This window comes from Flavobacterium cheniae, from assembly GCF_004363695.1.
GTDB classification, from domain to species: Bacteria; Bacteroidota; Bacteroidia; order Flavobacteriales; family Flavobacteriaceae; genus Flavobacterium; species Flavobacterium cheniae.
Map to the genome: position 1 here is coordinate 34885 of NZ_SNZC01000005.1, position 17435 is coordinate 52319.

The 17435-nt window shown below is 32.8% G+C and carries 18 protein-coding genes; 8 read left to right on the forward strand and 10 right to left on the reverse strand.

Features of this window, described 5'->3' with window-relative positions; all coding sequences use genetic code 11:
• Positions 1 to 24: 24 nt before the first annotated feature.
• The 4 genes from C8D80_RS11510 to C8D80_RS11525 all read right to left on the reverse strand — a co-directional run bounded on the left by C8D80_RS11510 (position 25) and on the right by C8D80_RS11525 (position 3527).
• Positions 25 to 555, reverse strand: a complete 531-nt coding sequence (locus C8D80_RS11510) for a tetratricopeptide repeat protein (RefSeq protein WP_133610555.1) — start codon at positions 553 to 555, stop codon at positions 25 to 27.
• The gene (prfH, locus tag C8D80_RS11515) at positions 539 to 1231 is read right to left on the reverse strand and encodes a peptide chain release factor H (protein ID WP_133610557.1); all 693 of its coding nucleotides are present in this window, start codon (positions 1229 to 1231) and stop codon (positions 539 to 541) included. The genes C8D80_RS11510 and prfH overlap by 17 nt, the downstream gene beginning before the upstream one ends.
• Before the next feature lies 1 nt (position 1232).
• The gene (locus C8D80_RS11520; RefSeq protein WP_133610559.1) at positions 1233 to 2624 is read right to left on the reverse strand and encodes an RtcB family protein; all 1392 of its coding nucleotides are present in this window, start codon (positions 2622 to 2624) and stop codon (positions 1233 to 1235) included.
• A gap of 330 nt (positions 2625 to 2954) precedes the next feature.
• Complete coding sequence (locus C8D80_RS11525; RefSeq protein ID WP_242004836.1) at positions 2955 to 3527, reverse strand: hypothetical protein; 573 nt, start codon at positions 3525 to 3527, stop codon at positions 2955 to 2957.
• A gap of 74 nt (positions 3528 to 3601) precedes the next feature.
• Here C8D80_RS11525 and C8D80_RS11530 point away from each other — a divergent pair, with 74 nt between their 5' ends.
• From C8D80_RS11530 to C8D80_RS11570, 8 genes are all read left to right on the forward strand, one after another.
• Positions 3602 to 4729 (forward strand): methionine aminotransferase, encoded by a 1128-nt coding sequence (locus tag C8D80_RS11530; protein WP_133610561.1) that lies wholly within the window; start codon positions 3602 to 3604, stop codon positions 4727 to 4729.
• Positions 4730 to 5275: 546 nt separating this feature from the next.
• Entirely contained in the window at positions 5276 to 6040 is a 765-nt protein-coding gene (locus C8D80_RS11540) for a ParA family protein (protein WP_133610566.1), read from the forward strand.
• Between the two features lie 8 nt (positions 6041 to 6048).
• The gene (locus C8D80_RS11545; RefSeq protein WP_133610568.1) at positions 6049 to 6948 is read left to right on the forward strand and encodes a ParB/RepB/Spo0J family partition protein; all 900 of its coding nucleotides are present in this window, start codon (positions 6049 to 6051) and stop codon (positions 6946 to 6948) included.
• On the forward strand, positions 6948 to 7508 hold the full coding sequence (locus C8D80_RS11550; RefSeq protein WP_133610570.1) for a DUF5683 domain-containing protein: 561 nt from the start codon (positions 6948 to 6950) through the stop codon (positions 7506 to 7508). Before C8D80_RS11545 ends, C8D80_RS11550 begins: the two co-directional genes overlap by 1 nt.
• 44 nt (positions 7509 to 7552) lie before the next feature.
• Positions 7553 to 8263, forward strand: a complete 711-nt coding sequence (gene dapB / locus C8D80_RS11555; RefSeq protein ID WP_133610572.1) for a 4-hydroxy-tetrahydrodipicolinate reductase — start codon at positions 7553 to 7555, stop codon at positions 8261 to 8263.
• Positions 8264 to 8342: 79 nt separating this feature from the next.
• Positions 8343 to 10064, forward strand: a complete 1722-nt coding sequence (gene lepB / locus C8D80_RS11560) for a signal peptidase I (protein ID WP_133610575.1) — start codon at positions 8343 to 8345, stop codon at positions 10062 to 10064.
• A 29-nt stretch (positions 10065 to 10093) separates the two neighbouring features.
• Complete coding sequence (locus C8D80_RS11565; protein ID WP_133610576.1) at positions 10094 to 10462, forward strand: four helix bundle protein; 369 nt, start codon at positions 10094 to 10096, stop codon at positions 10460 to 10462.
• Positions 10463 to 10495: 33 nt separating this feature from the next.
• A complete protein-coding gene (locus C8D80_RS11570) occupies positions 10496 to 11107 on the forward strand; it encodes a WbqC family protein (protein ID WP_133610578.1) in 612 nt (203 codons plus the stop codon).
• Between the two features lie 2 nt (positions 11108 to 11109).
• Here the strand turns inward: C8D80_RS11570 and C8D80_RS11575 are convergent, their stop codons facing one another.
• The 6 genes from C8D80_RS11575 to C8D80_RS11600 all read right to left on the reverse strand — a co-directional run bounded on the left by C8D80_RS11575 (position 11110) and on the right by C8D80_RS11600 (position 17435).
• The gene (locus C8D80_RS11575) at positions 11110 to 12153 is read right to left on the reverse strand and encodes an endonuclease/exonuclease/phosphatase family protein (protein WP_133610580.1); all 1044 of its coding nucleotides are present in this window, start codon (positions 12151 to 12153) and stop codon (positions 11110 to 11112) included.
• A gap of 3 nt (positions 12154 to 12156) precedes the next feature.
• The gene (locus tag C8D80_RS11580) at positions 12157 to 13014 is read right to left on the reverse strand and encodes a rhomboid family intramembrane serine protease (RefSeq protein WP_133610582.1); all 858 of its coding nucleotides are present in this window, start codon (positions 13012 to 13014) and stop codon (positions 12157 to 12159) included.
• 35 nt (positions 13015 to 13049) lie between these two features.
• Complete coding sequence (locus C8D80_RS11585) at positions 13050 to 13796, reverse strand: rhomboid family intramembrane serine protease (protein ID WP_133610697.1); 747 nt, start codon at positions 13794 to 13796, stop codon at positions 13050 to 13052.
• Positions 13796 to 15652, reverse strand: coding sequence for a DNA mismatch repair endonuclease MutL (gene mutL, locus C8D80_RS11590; RefSeq protein ID WP_133610584.1), 1857 nt, complete (start codon positions 15650 to 15652; stop codon positions 13796 to 13798). Before mutL ends, C8D80_RS11585 begins: the two co-directional genes overlap by 1 nt.
• Before the next feature lie 119 nt (positions 15653 to 15771).
• Positions 15772 to 16650, reverse strand: coding sequence for a hypothetical protein (locus C8D80_RS11595; protein ID WP_133610586.1), 879 nt, complete (start codon positions 16648 to 16650; stop codon positions 15772 to 15774).
• Between the two features lie 116 nt (positions 16651 to 16766).
• Positions 16767 to 17435, reverse strand: coding sequence for a Crp/Fnr family transcriptional regulator (locus C8D80_RS11600; RefSeq protein ID WP_133610588.1), 669 nt, complete (start codon positions 17433 to 17435; stop codon positions 16767 to 16769).

The window sequence follows — 17435 nt, forward strand, 5'->3', positions numbered from 1 at the left end:
AACCAGCCTAAAAGCTGGTTTTTTTTATTTCTTACTTTTCTTTTTAGATTTTTCAGACTTGGTCTTTTTCTTAGGTTTTAAAAGTTCTTTTTTTGCCTTTAATCGCTTTTCAACCTCATCTGTTTCGTAAGTGTCATTGGTAAACGTATTCAATTTAACCTCATCGATTAATTTTAAAGCCTCTTTAATAGCTGCTTGACGTTCTAACAATTGAACTTTCTTTAACAAAATCACCATTTTATTAATGCCTTTTATTGTCATTGCAAAGTCAATTAACTTGGAAGCTTCTTCATAATCTTCATTCAAAAGCAAGGTTTCTATATAATATGGATATACCGCTACGGCATCAATATTAATTGCCAGTGCTTCTTGAAAATAACGTTTTGCCTCTTCATAATTTTGTAATTGCTCTGTTTGAATTCTTCCATACAAACACAAAGCGGTTGTATTTTTTGAATCGTAGGACATCGCATAATCTAAAGATTCAATAGTTTCTTCCAAAGAATAAGGATAATTATCTAAGGCTTGAAATAAGTATTTATCTATATTTTTCATTTTTTAATTCGTTTTTTAATTGCTGTCGCACAGCTTTAAATTTCTTTTCTACTTTGAGTTTCTTAAAATCTGAACCTTCAAAAGTTCGTATCGGATTACCTCGTTCTACAGCTAATTGATTCGTCCATTGACTTTGAAATTGTTGTTTCAAAAGATTCAATTGGGCTTCATTTAGTTTCAGTAATAAACGCTCAGTAGCTAATTTCTTGTTCTGATGTTGCGAACGTGAATCCATACTCACCACACTAATTCCTGTTGGTACATGTGTCGCTCGAATAGCAGAACTCACTTTATTCACATGTTGTCCGCCCGCTCCAGAACTTCGCATCGCTTGATATTGAATGTCTTTTTCTGAAAATGCTAAAGATTGAATCGCATCCACTTCAAAAATTCCAATAAACCAGTTACTACGTTTGTGAAATTTTCTAAACGTACTTTTTCCAATCCATTGAATGGTTCCCACCCATGAAGCAACAAACTCATCTGCTTCATTTCCTATAATTTGAACCATAGCCGATGCTACCGTTCCATTTTCTTGACCTGCTTCGTGTTGAAAAACAGTCGCTTTTAATTGTAAAGATTCTGCTTCTTGCAACACTTTTTTCAATACTTGGGCTACAACCCAAGTACATTCTGCAGGCCCTCTTCCTGAGGTAATTTGAATTATCTTTTCCATCTTATCGGTCCATTCTAACAATTTTCGGTGTGAAAGTTCCTAACACATCTACTAATTCGGTTTGTAAATTCATAACAGTATGAATGTTCTTGTACGCCATTGGTGCCTCGTCAATATTTCCACCAATCAACGTCACATCGTTATCTGCCAAGACTTTTTTAATCTGACTTTGGGTAAAAGTAGCTTTACATTTAGCTCTCGAAAACAAACGCCCAGCACCGTGAGAAGCCGATTGTAAACTGTCTTCGTTTCCTTTTCCCATTACAATAAATCCTGGCGCCGTCATCGAACCTGGAATAATTCCCAATTGCCCTTTAGCTGCTGGTGTTGCTCCTTTTCGGTGCACAATGCATTCTTTGCCATCCACCATTTCTTTCCAAGCAAAATTGTGATGATTTTCAATAGTTACCACAATGCGTTTTCCAAGTGCTTTAGCCAATCTTCTGTGAATATCTTCATGACACGCTTTGGCATACTCTCCCGCTAAATTCATAGCCATCCAATATTCTTGACCGTCATGCGTATTCAAATCCAACCAAGCTAAATGTTGTACATTTTTTGGTAACGGACATTGTTTACTTGCCAAATACGTATAATGTTTAGCAATGTTTGCACCCAATCCACGAGAACCACTGTGCGATAAAACCGCTACATATTCCTTAGCTTCTAACTTCCATTCTGGTAACGGATGGTCTAATTTCACAATTCCGAATTCCACAAAATGATTTCCACCGCCTGACGAACCTAATTGTTTGTACGCTTTGTCTAACAACTGTTTTACCAATGGAATTGTTTTGAATTCGTCTCGATAAAACACCTCGTGATCGGCTTTTATTTTGTGCGTTTCACTCATTCCGAATTTGGTATTGTCTTTCAAAATCGCTTGTAATTGATGGTCTTTCCCTTTGAAAAAAGACGCAGGCAAATCGAAAATCGACAAGCTCATTCTACAACCAATATCAACTCCCACTCCATAAGGAATCACTGCATTTTCAGTTGCCAAAACTCCACCAATTGGTAATCCGTAACCTGAATGTGCATCAGGCATTAAAGCGCCTTTTACTGAAATTGGTAATTTTAAAGCATCGTACAATTGAAACTTAGCTTGTTCATCAATTTCGTTTTCTCCAAAGATGGAAAAAGGTGCTCGAGTTGTTTTCAATTGATTGAATTTTACTTGAACTGGATTTACTAAACCTTCCGCTACTTTTCCCCAAGTGCCATCTCCTTTGAATTTTTCTGGATGCAGCAATACTTGTTTGGCTTCGGTTAAAATACTTTCCTTTTTTTCTCTTTTTCGATATCTGTTAATTTGCCCTAAGGCAATGTTTATTGCATTATTTTTTGGGAAGCCTAATTTGATTAAGTCTTTCCCAGATAGTTTATTTCCCATGATTATTTTAAAAATGATTCATAACAATGAACCGCAGTAAACCAAAAAGGCATACTTAGCACATTGCAATATTTTTGAATACGTTTCGGGAAATTTTTTGAAGGTTCTAGAATAAACAAAAAAAAGCCCGAAACTAAATGTCTTCGGGCTTTTTCATATATGTTTTTTTATCTATGATTGCGTTAAGCCACGAAGAAGAGCCACACCAGTTCCTACTGATGAATTGCTTTGAGGTAATGATTTGAATACAAACATTTTTCTTCGTTTTAAAAGGTTATTAATTTTCTGATGCAAAGATTTGGTTAATTTTTTCAATATTCCAAATAAATTTTAAAATTTCTTATAAATATGCTCATCCACCGCCATCACACCCTCTAAAAAATCAATACTTTTCACTTCTTCAAAAAAGTCGATTTCGGTTTCGTGAGGTAAAAAATCGGAGATGATGCGCACGATAAAATCTTGTGGTTTTTTTAAAAATTTAAAAGTGTAATCTTCCATATTTACAACCGTTTTTTCGGCTAAATCGGTTGTTCTTACAAACTTGTCGGAAGTTAAGGAAGACAAACAAGGTAAATTTAACTTTGGCTTTTCGGTGATAATGGGTTTTCCGTTTTCAAACAAACCACCTTCGTAACCGTATAACGAAGCATTGGTAATTTCGATAGGTTTTCCTAAATGCAAATAATCAGGCAAATGGGCTTCTTTTCCAACTACAGCGGCAAAACCCATTAACACACAAATATCGTGTGTTGGCATTTGCATCATCGCCTTAGCCGTACTTTCACGACCAATTCCAGAAACAATTACTTCGTACGTATGATTCAAATTAGGAATTCGAGCTAAAGCGTTTAGGACTTTTTCTCGCTCAATTTCCATTGGTGTTAAGATAATTACTTTCAAAATCTAAGAATTAAACCACAAAATAAAGTAATTTGAAGAGATTAAAGCGTGTATATTTTTTATATTTTTGTTCCATGTCAAAACTACCTAACATCACCACCAGTATATTTTCTGTAATGTCGCAATTAGCGAATGAACACGGAGCTATTAATTTATCGCAAGGATTTCCAAATTTCCCTGAAGACGAACGTTTGTTGCAAATTTCGGAACGTATTATTCGAGAAAACATTCACCAATATACACCAATGGCGGGTTTGCCTTCGTTATTGGAAAAAATTGCGAATCAAACTTTAAAACAATACGGTAGAAAAGTCAATACCGCAACTGAAATGTTAATTACCGCTGGCGCTACGCAAGGCGTTTTTACAGCAATTAACACGTTTGTGAATCACGGCGATGAAGTGTTGATTTTAGATCCAAGTTATGACAGTTACGAACCTTCAGTTTTGGTTGCGGGTGGTAAACCAGTTCGTGTTTCATTAAATGATGATTACACGCCGAATTTCAACCGAATTGAATCCGCAATTTCGAATAAAACTAAAATGATTGTCATCAATAATCCACACAATCCTACGGGAAGAATTTGGACAGAAAGTGACTTTGAAGCTTTAGAAACCATTTTAGAAAAACATCCTCAAATTCTTATTTTGGGTGACGAAGTATACGAATATATTACGTTTTCGCAACCTCATATTTCATTTAATACACGTCCAAAATTAGTAGAACGAACGATAATTGCTTCTTCTTTTGGAAAATCGTTGCATGTTACGGGTTGGAAAGTGGGTTATTTAATTGCGACAGAAAATTTAATGTTCGAAATGAAAAAAGTGCATCAATTTTTGGTGTTCAGTGTGAATAGTTTTTCGCAACATGCTATTTCAGAATATTTGGATGTAGTTGATTTTAGCGAAGTTTCGAAAATGTACCAACGCAAACGCGACTTATTTCAAAACTTAATCAAAGACAGCCGTTTTGAGTTGATGCCTTGCGATGGAACGTATTTTCAAGTGGTGAATTACAATCAAATTTCATCTAAAAACGATGTGGATTTTGCTAAAGAATTGATTGTAAATCATGGAGTGGCTTCCATTCCGATTTCCGTTTTTTACAATGATGCTACGGATAGACATATGCTTCGTTTTTGTTTCGCTAAAACGGATGAAACGTTAATTGCCGCGGCTGAAAAACTGAATCAGATTTAGGATTTTAGCATACAAGTCTGTGTAAAAATCTTTGCGAACATTGCGAAAAGCTTGACTGTTTTGCGCTAAAAAATAAAGTTTTCAACCTCTTGGTATTACTTTTTAGCTTACATTTACTAAAAACCTAGAAATTATGGCAAAAAGTCAAGACGCGAAGAAAACCGCAAAGAAAGAACCTTTGAAAACCGCAAAAGAGAAAAAAGAAGAAAAACGAAATAAAAAAAATTCACCAAAGCGTGATTAATACACCTCCAAACACGAATGATCTTCGTGTTTTTTGTTTTTTATTCCCAAACGATTGCATCTAGCCCCGATTGTAGTGAAAATCCATTTTGTAAAAGTCAAAAAAAAAATGCAAAATTATTGTAACGGAAAGCGGGAAACGACGTTTAAAAAACGCCTAAAGTGTGGCTTCAAAATATTTTTATTTCGGTATTTTTCTGTCTCTAAATCAGTTAAGTTACACTTTAACCCATTGTTAACAAAATTGCCTTGAAAAAACCATAAATAATTGTATTTTTACCACTTAAAATTTTTAACTATCAAATGGGTAAAATCATTGCAATTGCCAATCAAAAAGGCGGTGTTGGTAAAACAACTACATCTGTAAACTTAGCGGCGTCTCTTGGTGTTTTAGAAAAGAAAGTACTTTTAATCGATGCAGATCCACAGGCTAATGCCAGTTCGGGTTTAGGAATTGATGTAGAAAGTGTGGAAATTGGTTCGTATCAAGTTCTAGAACATAGCGCAACACCTGAAGAGGCAACTGTTTCTTGTTCGGCACCAAATGTTATGGTGATTCCGGCTCATATTGATTTGGTGGCTATCGAAATTGAATTAGTAGACAAAGAAAATCGTGAGTACATGCTAAAACAAGCATTAGAAAGCGTAAAAGATAAATACGATTATATTTTAATTGACTGTGCTCCTTCTTTAGGATTATTAACATTGAATGCATTAACAGCTGCCGATAGTGTGGTTATTCCAATTCAATGCGAATATTTTGCATTAGAAGGTTTAGGGAAATTATTAAACACCATTAAAAGTGTTCAAAAAATACATAATCCTAATTTAGATATTGAAGGATTGTTGTTAACCATGTACGATTCTCGTTTACGTTTATCGAACCAAGTGGTTGAAGAAGTTCAAAAGCACTTTAACGATATGGTTTTTGAAACGATTATTCAAAGAAATATCAAATTGAGCGAAGCACCAAGTTTTGGAGAAAGTATCATTAATTACGACGCTACTAGTAAAGGAGCTTCTAATTATTTGAACTTGGCTGAAGAAATTATTAAGAAAAATCAATAATAGAGAAGATGACAAAAGCGGTAAAAAAACAAGCCTTAGGAAGAGGATTATCGGCTTTATTGAAAGATCCTGAAAACGATATTAAATCGGTTGAGGATAAAAACGCAGATAAAGTAGTAGGAAATATTATTGAATTAGATATTGAATCGATTGAAATTAATCCGTTTCAACCGAGAACCAATTTCAACGAAGAAACTTTACAAGAATTAGCCAAATCGATTAAAGAATTAGGCGTAATTCAACCCATTACTGTTAGAAAATTAGATTTCAATAACTACCAATTAATTTCGGGAGAGCGACGTTTGCGTGCTTCTAAATTAATCGGATTGAAAACGATTCCGGCTTACATTCGTTTAGCAAATGACAACGAATCATTAGTTATGGCTTTGGTGGAAAACATCCAACGTCATGATTTAGATCCAATTGAGGTCGCTATTTCGTACCAACGTTTAATCGAAGAAATCAATTTAACGCAAGAAGAATTGAGTGAGCGCGTAGGTAAAAAACGTTCAACCATTACCAATTATCTTCGCTTATTGAAATTAGATCCAATTATTCAAACTGGAATGAGAGATGGCTTTATTTCGATGGGACACGGAAGAGCATTGATTAATATTGACAATCAAGATGTTCAAAGCGATATTTATCATAAAGTAGTAACTCAAAATCTTTCGGTTAGAGAAACAGAAGCTTTGGTTAAAAATTATCAAGATAGTTTAAAACCAAAAACCGCCAAACCTTCAAAAGGCAACTCATTTGACATCAAAGAAGATGAGAAAAAAGCTTTCGCTAACTATTTCGGAACAAAAGTTGATGTTAAAGTTGCGGGCAACGGAAAAGGGAAAATTACGATTCCTTTCCATTCAGAAGAAGACTTTAATCGTATCTTGAAACTAATTAATTCTTAGTGAGAAAACTTCAATACATATTTATTTTAACTTGTCTTTTTCTAAGTTTTGAAGGGAGAGCACAAGAAGAGATTTCTTTGGTTCCAAAAGACACCGTGAAAGCAGTTATTGATCCTAATCGCCCAGCTAGAGCCGCTTTTTATTCGGCACTTGTTCCTGGTTTAGGTCAAGCGTATAATAAAAAATATTGGAAAATTCCGATTGTTTATGCTGGTTTAGGTGCTGGAATTTACTATTACAGTTTCAATCAAAATAAATATCACGAATACAGAGACGAATACAAAAGAAGATTAGATGGAACTTCTGACCCTAATCATCCTATTTATGGAAGTTTAGACAACGATAGACTAATTCGTGCTCAAAAATTCCACCAAAGAAACAGAGATTTGTCTGCATTAATCACAGCTGGAATTTATATCTTAAATATAGTAGATGCTAATATCGATGCGCATTTAATGCAATTCAATGTTAATGACAATCTATCGATTAAACCAGACATGAATCAAAATCAAATGGATTACAGATTCAATTACGGAATGACACTAACCTATAGTTTTTAACAAAAAATTGGGTAACTATTCAATCAATCCAACAACTAACTACTATGAAAATTGCACTTTTAGGATACGGAAAAATGGGAAAAGTTATTGAAAGAATAGCTTTAGAAAGAGGTCATGAAATCGTATTAAAAAAAGACCAAAATAACACTTTTGAAGGTTTATTAAATGCCGATGTTGCTATCGACTTTAGTGTTCCAGATAGCGCCATTGAAAATATTTCGGAATGTTTAAACAATGGAATTCCTGTTATTTCAGGAACTACAGGTTGGGTTGCAGACTATCCAAAAATGGTGAGCTTATGTGAAGCTAAAAACGGAAGTTTTATTTATGCTTCTAATTTTAGTTTAGGCGTAAATGTGTTTTTTGAATTAAACGAATATTTAGCCAAAATGATGGCCAATTTGAAACAATACAACGTTTCAATGGAAGAAATTCATCACACACAAAAATTAGATGCACCAAGCGGAACAGCAATTACTCTTGCAGAAGGAGTTATTAAACACACTGATTATTCTAATTGGACATTAGAAACACCAATTAGCAACGAAATACATATTGAGGCAAAACGCATCGAAAACGTTCCTGGAACGCATAGTATTTTCTATGATAGCGAAGTTGACCAAATCGAAATCAAACACACCGCTCACAGCAGAGAAGGTTTTGCATTAGGAGCTGTTGTTGCTGCAGAATGGTTAGTGAATAAAAAAGGGGTTTTCACTATGAAAGATGTTCTTTTTAATGGCTCTAAGCTATAGGCTTTAGGCAACAAGAAATATAATAATAAATAAACAGAGCTTAAAGCATATTGCTTAACGCTTACAGCAAAATAAAATTATGGAAATATCAGGTTGGTTAATCTTTATCTTATTAGTTCAAGTAATTCACGGAATTGGAACTTGGAAATTATATGTAAAAGCAGGTAGAAAAGCATGGGAAGCGTTTGTTCCAGTATATAACGGAATTGTACTAATGCAAATCATCAACCGACCAAAATGGTGGATTTTATTGCTTTTTATTCCAGTTATTAACTTGTTTTTATTCCCAATTATTTGGATTGAAACGCTGAGAACTTTTGGTAAAAAATCAACCGTTGATATGGTTTTAGGTGTTGTTACATTAGGATTTTACATCGCTTATGTAAATTACACTCAAGAAACTACTTATCATGCCAATCGCGATTTAACTGCACCAAACAAAACAATGGATACTTTAGGTTCGTTGTCTTTTGCAATTGTTGTTGCGACCTTAGTTCATACGTATTTTATTCAACCTTATACTATTCCAACGTCATCGTTAGAAAAATCGTTATTGGTGGGTGACTTTTTATTTGTGAGTAAGTTTCATTACGGAGCAAGAACTCCTATGACTCCAATTGCTGCACCAATGGTTCATGATACTTTACCTATTGTAAAAGTAAAATCATATACTGCTAAGCCTTCATTGCCTTATTTCCGTTTTCCTGCATTACAAAAAATTGAACGTAATGATATTGTAGTTTTCAACTGGCCAGCTGATACTTTATTTCATATGTACAAAGCGGCTGATAAAAGATACGATAAGCCTATCGACAAGAAAACCAATTACGTAAAACGTTGTACGGCTATTCCTGGTGATAATTTTGAAATCAGAGATGGCATTATTTTTATTAACGGAAAAGAGTCCATACTTCCTGAAAGAGCGAAACCGCAATACTTTTATCTAATAAAATCAAAAGATGCTTCTATTGATAATTTAAAAGAATTTTATCAGATTTCTGAGGGTTACCCTCTATTTGAAATTAAAAATGAAATTTGGGACAAACCCGAATTAAAAAATGAATTAATTAGTCAATATGCTTTTGAAGAAATATCAAGAGACACCCTAACTACAGCTATAACTGGACAAATTGATCAAGAAATTTACAATAAGTTAGGTTTAATGATTTCACCCAATTATTTCTATGGAAATCTTACTTTTGAAAAATTTGAAAAATTAAAATCTGATAGTAGAATTAGTTTTGTAAAACGTCAAATTAGTAAGGAAGCTGAAGATGGAATATTTACAGATATTCTAGATGGAAAACCTTCTTCTAAAAATAGTTGGAACAAAGATAACATGGGCCCAATTTATATTCCAGAAGCTGGAAAAACCGTGGCCTTAAACAAAGAAAACTTACCGCTTTATAAAAAAGTAATTGGTGAATACGAAGGAAATGATTTAAAAGTAAACGGTGATGAAATTCGTATCAACGGACAAATTGCAACTTCATATACTTTCAAACAAGATTACTATTGGATGATGGGAGACAATCGTCATAACTCATTAGACTCTCGTTATTGGGGATTTGTTCCTGCTGATCACATCGTTGGAAAACCAATTTTTATTTGGATGAGTATTGATGGTATCAACGATGGTCTTAAAAACTGGAGTATCCGTTGGGATAGATTATTTACAACGGTTAGCGGTGATGGTCAACCAAAATCATATTTCCAATATTTCTTAATTGCTTTAGCAGCTTACTTTGCTTTTGATTATTTTAGAAAAAAGAAGAAAAAGAAAGAAGAGAATAATGTTTAATTGTTAAATCGTTTAATTGTTTAAAAGGAATGCATAAATTTTCATTTGAGAAATTAGACGTTTGGATAGAGTCAAAAGAATTGACAAAATCAATCTATAATTTAACTCTGTCTTTTCCGGATAGTGAAAAATTTGGACTTGTTTCTCAATTAAGAAGAGCTTCTGTATCAATTTGCTCAAATATTGCAGAAGGAACTTCAAGAATTTCAGATAAAGACAAAGCTCATTTCATTTCTATGTCTTACAGTTCAACAATGGAAGTATTAAACCAATTAATACTATCCTATGAATTAGAATATATTAGTGAAACCAATTATTCAAACTGTAGGAATCGAATAAATAGCATTACTAATAAATTGAATTCCTTAAGAAATTATATCTTAAAAGATAAAAACTAAACAATTTAACGATTAAACAATTTAACATTTCAAATGAACATCCTAATACATCCAACTTATTTCCCATCAATTAGCCATTATGTGGCAATGCTTCAAGCGGATTCGGTTACGTTTGAAATGGAAGATAATTTCCAAAAACAAACCAACAGAAATAGGATGTATATTTATAGTCCAAACGGAGTTCAATTACTGAATGTTCCAGTAAAGCATGCTGTTGAAAAACATCAGAAATACAAAGACGTCAGAATTGAGAACGATTTTGGATGGCAGAAAAACCATTTTAAATCCTTGGAAGCAGCTTACCGAACTTCGCCTTTCTTTGAATACTTTGAAGATGACTTTCGTCCGTTATTTGAAAAGAAACATGAGTTTTTGATGGATTTAAATTTAGAAGTTTTTCAATTAGTAAACGATTCATTAGGAATTAATATCCAACCCAAAAAAACTACTGAATTCTTCCATGAAGCTTCTGATTATTCAGATTTCAGACATTTAGTAAACGGAAAAAAAGATACTACTCAAATAGAAGAATACACACAGGTTTTCAATGAAAAACATGGCTTTATCAATAATTTAAGTATTCTAGATTTGTTATTTAACGATGGCAGATATGCCGTAGATTATTTGAAGAACCAACAACTTTAATTTTATTTTTCTTCTTTTTTCTCCAAATTCAAGCGCGTTATTTGTGGGAAGTGATCGCTTTGAAAAAAGGTATCAATTGATTTAAATTGTTTTACCTGAATTGCATCATCTACCAAGATAAAATCAATTCGGGCAGGATAATATTTGAAATTATACGATTTTCCAAAACCAGTTCCCGCTTCTTCAAAAGCATCTTTCATATCGCCTTTAATGGTTCTGTAAACATAGGAAAAAGCGCTGTTATTCAAGTCACTACAAATGATTTTTGGGTAAGAACAATTTTCGAAATGCTCACTTATAATCTCTGATTGTTGTTGTTGTTTTCCAAAAGCTAAACTCAATCTTTTTAAGATAAACTTCGATTTAGCTTCATCAATTTTCTCATTAATATCCGCACTAATTTTAACCGATTGCAAGTGAATACTATATACTCTAACCGTATCTTTTCCTTTTAATACATCCGCAAAAATAGCATTGTTAAAAGAATCCGGGAATTCAATTTCACCTTTGTTTATGATTTTGTAATTAGAATAAATGGCTTGCCCATATTTTAGGTTTTCACCATTCAATTTCACATAAGAATAAGGATATCGACTAAAATCGACATTATCATTTGTAGTAAAATCTTGCAAACATAAAATATCAGGAGACTTCTCGTTTATTAGTTTTGAAATCTGCTCAGCCACATCGTCTTTAGGCAACCATTCATAAATATTAAACAATCTAACGTTGTATGACATTACTTTGAAATCAGTATCTTCTTTGGGTAAATTCGTTTCTGAAAACTTATAAAAACGATTGATAAACGTAATTCCAAGCAACAAAGCTAATCCTGAAAGCAACATATAGCGCTTAAATTGCAACAACCAATAAACAAAAAAGAAGAAGTTTAAAATTAAAAACAAAGGTAAAATAAGCGTCAAAACACTTAAAAAAGGAAAAGCATTTGGTGCTAAAAAAGGGAGTGAATACGCAAGGAAAGTCAATACAGTTAAAACTATATTAAGAAAGAACATTATTTTACTCAACCATGTTTGTTCGCGCATCGATTACTTTCCTGCTTTAAATAGGAATTCCTTTTCTTCTTTTGTTAAACTATCATAACCCGATTTACTGATTTTATCTAAAATATCATCAATCTGTTTTTGAGTCATATCTTTATTCTCTTGAAACGAATTTACGCCTTTTTTTGTTGTATTGCGATGTACTTTTTTAAATGGGGTTTTCTTTTTTGGTTTGAAAAGATTCGCAAAACCATCTAATACAGCTGAAAAAGGCTTTGTAATATCTGTACCTGATTGCAATAATTTTATGTAGATAAATCCGAATAAAGCTCCGCCTAGATGTGCTAGATGTCCGCCTGTATTATCTAACGGCATTTGAATTAAATCTACTAATAAAATCACAAAAGCTACATGCCATAATTTTACAATTCCAATTAACGGAATTCGCAACAACATAAAAGGTGCATAAGTAGCTGTAGCAATTAAAATAGCCATAATAGCACCACTCGCACCAACTAACAAACCTGCTTTTCCAATAAAAATGTATGACATAACGAATGTAATTCCAGAGAAAATTCCACCTAAAACATACACACCAAACAATTGCTTATCTGTAAAACAGGTATTGAATAAACGTCCAGAAAAATGAAGCACCATAAGATTAAAAATCAAATGTAAAAATCCCGCATGAAAGAAATTGAATGTGATTAATGTCCAAGGTGTTCTAATGAACGTACCTAAATCAGATGACAAAGCAATCCATGTTGGAATTTGAAATTTCCCAACAGAAAAACTATAAAAAAACACCAACGAAAACAAGAAGAAACCTATGTTCCAAAAGATTAACTTTTGCACCATGCCTCCTGTTTTGTATTGTAGTTTTAAATCGTCTAAAATGTTCATCTTTTTTCTTTGTTCTTATTTCTATTTTCTAAAAACTATCTATCCCAACGGTTTTGATTGAACTGATTTTTCTTCCAATACCACATCATGATAAAACCAATTAAAGCACCACCAACGTGAGCAAAATGGGCAATATTACCTCCAAAAAGACTAATTCCTGTCACCCCAGAAAATAAATCTAACAATACGATTACAGGAACAAAATATTTTGCTTTAACTGGCACAGGAATAAACATCATCATCAACTCAGCATTTGGAAACATAAAAGCAAAAGCAACTAATAAGCCATAAATAGCTCCAGAAGCTCCTACTGCCTGATTATTAAAGGCATCTCCCATTTGATTTACATAATTTTGAAGCAAAGCCGTATCAGAAGCATTAATATTTACACTATCTCCTTTTATTAAAGTTTGAATATCTTGAACAGAAACGCCACTTTGGATTAAGAAATTTTGAGCGTCATGAAAGTAATAATAATTCACACCTGAATGAATTATGGCTGCTCCTAATCCACAAGAAAGATAGAAAAACAAAAACTTTTTTGCTCCCCAAAAATGTTCCAATGCACTTCCAAAAGAAATTAAAGCAAACATATTAAAGAAAATATGCATCAAACTTCCATGCATGAACATGTGTGTTATCGGTTGCCAAAATTTAAATCCATCGCTTTCAAAATAATGAAGCGACAATAATTCATTGGCTTGCGGCACTAAATAACTTCCTATAAAAAATAAAACGTTAATAATTAATAACTGTTTTACGGTATCGGTCATATTATTCATCATAGAGCAAATCTTTTATCTAAATCTTCTACCGTTAAGGTAATAAATGTGGGTTTTTGAAAAGGAGAAACATTTGGATCTTTACAAGCAAATAACGAATTTACTAAATTCTCTTGTTCTTTTCCTGTTAAATACGTTCCTGTTTTTACGGCCATACTTTTTGCCATTGATTTGGCAATACTATCGCTTTGTGAAAAACTACTTTCCGGAATTTCGTTTTGTAAATTACTAATTAATTCTTCTAGAACAATCGAAACTTCGCTTTCAGCCATTCCAATTGGCAATCCCGAAATCTGAACTGAATCGCTATTGAAAGCATCAAAAACAAATCCTGTATTTTCTAACGATGATTGTAATTCATTCAATAAAACCATTTCTTCCGAAGAAAAATACAATTCCAAAGGAAACAACAATTGCTGACTCGATGCTTTTTGAACCGTAATGCTTGTTAGAAATTGTTCGTATAACACACGTTGGTGCGCTCTACCTTGATCGATAACTAACATGCCTGATTTTATAGCACTTACAATGTATTTTTTATGAATTTGATAAGTTGAAGAAGATATTGTTTCCTCAACCTCATCATCAAATAATTTTCCAGTTACTTCTTCGCTTTCAAATGAAAACTGTTCTAATTCTTGTGTTTCTTGCTTTAATCCTACATATAAACTTTCCCAACTTGCAGTAGTGGTTTCTCTTTTATAACTTCCAAAAGAAGAAAGCGATTTAGCTGCAGGTTTATCATTCGCAAATGGATTAAAACTAGAATCCACTTGAATTGTAGGAAAATCAGCTTCTTTATCCTTGTATTGATAAGGTGTATCTAAATTGGAATCACGTTCAAAATCTAAAACGGGCGCTACATTAAATTGCCCTAAACTATGTTTTACTGCCGAACGCAAAATAGCATATAACGAATGTTCGTCGTCGAACTTAATTTCGGTTTTGGTTGGATGTATGTTGATATCAATCGTATGTGGAGGCACTTGCAAATACAAGAAATAACTCGGTTGATTGCCTTCTTTTAGCAAACCTTCATAGGCATTCATAATCGCATGATGCAAATACGCACTTTTGATGTATCTGTCGTTTACAAAGAAAAACTGTTCGCCTCTACTCTTCTTAGCGAATTCGGGCTTTCCAACAAATCCTGTAATATTGATTAACTCGGTCTCTTCTGAAACAGGCACTAATTTTTCATTGGTTTTTCCACCAAAAATATTGACGATGCGTTGGCGATAATTTGAACTTGGCAAATTATACAACTCACTTCCATTATGAATCAACGTAAATGAAATCGACGGATGTGCCATCGCTACACGCTGAAATTCATCCATCACATGACGAAATTCTACCGTTTCCGATTTCAAGAAATTTCTTCGTGCTGGAATATTAAAAAAAAGGTTTTTAACCGCAAACGACGTTCCTTTTGGTAAAACAGCCACTTCTTGTGTTACTAATTTACTGCCTTCAATTACGATATGCGTTCCTAATTCTTCTTGGTCTTGTTTGGTTTTCATTTCCACATGCGCAATTGCGGCAATAGAAGCCAATGCTTCTCCACGAAAACCTTTGGTATGCAAATCAAATAAATCTTCCGCTTGGCGAATTTTAGAAGTAGCATGACGCTCGAAACACAAACGCGCATCAGTTGTATTCATACCTAAACCGTTATCAATTACTTGAACTAAGGTTTTGCCAGCTTCCTTAACTATTAATTTGATATCGGTAGCTTTAGCATCAACGGCATTTTCCAACAACTCTTTTACTACAGAAGCAGGTCGTTGAACGACTTCTCCAGCAGCAATTTGATTGGCAACATGATCGGGTAAAAGTTGAATTATACTTGCAGCCATTAAACTTATAAATGAATTTAGGTGAAATGCAAAAATAAAGAAATTATATGGGGTTTTCTTTATAAAAAAAATAAACCTATATAAAAATATATAGGTTTATTAATGACAAACTTTACAACTTAAAAACTAAACTTGTACTCTAAATTCAAGACAAATGATCTAGTTAATCCATCAGGTCTAGCATCTCTTGTAATTAATGGTGAACCCAAATTAAATTCTAATGCATTTTTATTATTGATTAAATACTGAACCAACAAACTTGCGTTCAATGTTAAACCTTCAGATCCTTTAATCTCAATTTCCTGATTGGTAACATCTTCAAAAGTATCATTAGCTAAATGGTAGATTGGGAGCAAACTTGGGCTTAGTTTCCATTTATTATTTATTTCGTAGCTATATCCTACTCGCAATAATAAATCGGGCGCTCTTTTAAATTGATTTGTTGTAAAAAATTCGTTTGTACTTAATGGCTTAAAAAAAGTGTTTTTATTCTTATTCAGTGGCTGTTGATATCCCAGAGCAAAAAATAAATTATTATACTTTTTTGACACACCCAACACTAAATCATATGTTCCCAAACTCGGTTGTAAGTCCATTGGTAAAGCAAAACCATTTTCTTTTACATTTCCATCTGAAAAGGGAATCTTAAGTCCTACACTTGCGCTAAGAGTTGGGGTAAACAAATAATCTGCAATGATATATCCGTCGGAGATTGCGCTTGAAGAAACAGCATCTTTGCTTTGACTGGTATAATTTATTCTTGTACCAAGATTTATTTTTTCATTTATTTGATATTTGTATTCTAAGTACATACCAAATACAGATACATCAAAATCTGCGCTACCTTGATTGATTCCAAACTTTATTGTGTGTTTTAAAGAATCAACCGATGTTCCGTATTTCATATTTTCAGAAGTACAAAATCCAGCATCACTGCAGCCTTGTGAAAATATATTATTTGACACAAATACTATTAAAACAAATACAACTTTTTTCATCTTTTCGAAATAATTTAGTTAACTAGAAGACCTTTAATAATTCTTCATTTTAATTATAAAATGATGTTCAAAATTATATTCATAAAAATGAAAAAAATGTTAGCTAACTAACACAACTAATTTTTATAAAGAATTATTTGTTTTCGTTCAAAAGTTAATACTTTTTCATCTTGAAGTTCATTGATTAAAATATTCAATATTGGTCTCGATAAACCAATTAATGAAGCTATATCTTTTTGAGTGAATGGATGCTTAATAACTGTGTCGCCAGAAACTGCATTTTTAAAGCCATAATCGTCTGCTAATTCTTTTAAGAATTCTAACAAACGTGTTTTTGCGTCTTTAAAAAGCATGATTTGCAATCTTCGCTCTAGCTTTTTAAATCGATAACCTATGAATTTATAAATAGAAATACTAAATTCAGTATTTTGACGTAATAAATCGTGTATTATATCTAAAGAAACAACACAAGTTGAAACTTCATTATCAAGTGCTTGGGCAAATTCATTTCTCTTTTCTTGGCCCAAAATTGCTTTTTCACCAAAAATTTGACCCTTTGATAAAATTGCAGTCGTTATTTCATCTCCATCTTCAGTTATGTAACCCACCTTTATTTTACCAGAATTAACCAAAAAAACTTTATTAGCAATATCATCTTCAAAATAGATATAATCGCCTTTTTTAAAATAGTTAAAAGAGTGATCTTTCTTGTATTCGGTAAATTTATGCGGACAAAGAATTTGAAAAACATCAATATTGTCAAAAAACCAAATGCTGTTATTCAT